The 884-nt window shown below is 65.4% G+C and carries 1 protein-coding gene and 1 pseudogene; both read left to right on the top strand.

Going from position 1 to position 884, the window contains the following annotated elements; translation table 11 throughout:
* On the top strand, positions 1–138 hold a 138-nt coding region (locus tag A9W95_RS28080), incomplete at its 5' end, for a hypothetical protein (RefSeq protein ID WP_172826666.1).
* 288 nt (positions 139–426) lie between these two features.
* Positions 427–884 (top strand): annotated as a pseudogene (locus A9W95_RS19880) (thiamine pyrophosphokinase); the annotation flags it as partial.

Raw genomic sequence — 884 nt, 5'->3', positions numbered from 1 at the left:
GCCAGCGGCGTGCGGCGGTTGACCCGCGACGACCGGGTAGCCGAACTGGCCAGGATGCTGTCTGGCCTCGGGGAGTCCGACAGCGGCCGCGCACACGCCCGCGAATTGCTGGACGCCGCGCAGAAAGACGAGCTCTAGTCGCGTCTCGCCGAGAGGCCGCTTTCGTCGAGCGTGCATTTACGGCTTCCACCGTGTAGCGATGGCGGGCGATCGGCGTAATGCCCGCCGTGGATTCACTCTCGACGCCCTGGACGCACACTCGAGGCCGCCCCAGTACCCCGTCGCAGCCGACAATTCACCCGCGAGACCATGCTGATGCGCGACGGCCATACAACTGTGACTGCTGTGACTCTGGATAACTTCTGAGGCAGATGTTACGGCGCGCCTACTCGCTCTAACCTCATCGCGCCGACAGAATCGGCCCTCATGAAGATGTCAGCGCTTCTGTCCCGTAACAACGATCGGCCAGGATTGGTCGGCACCGCCCGAGTCGACCGGAACATCGACCGACTGCTGCGCCGGGTCTGCCCCGGCGACATCGTCGTCCTCGACATCCTGGACTTGGACCGCATCACCGCCGACGCGTTGGTCGAAGCCGACATCGCCGCCGTGGTCAACGCCTCACCGTCGGTCTCCGGCCGTTACCCCAACCTGGGTCCCGAGGTGCTGGTCAACAACGGCGTCACGCTGATCGACGAGACCGGCCCGGAGATCTTCAAGAAGGTCAAGGACGGATCGAAGATCCGCCTCTACGAAGGCGGCGTCTACTCCGGGGACCGCCGGCTGATCCGCGGCACCGAGCGCACCGATCACGACATCGCTGACCTGATGCGCGAAGCCAAGAGTGGGCTGGCCGCGCACTTGGAAGCGTTCGCCGGCAACAC

Source organism: Mycobacterium sp. 1423905.2, assembly GCF_001673155.1.
GTDB lineage: Bacteria > Actinomycetota > Actinomycetes > Mycobacteriales > Mycobacteriaceae > Mycobacterium.
Note: the sequence above shows the minus strand (reverse complement) of the source record. Positions and strands in the feature narration are given on the sequence as shown.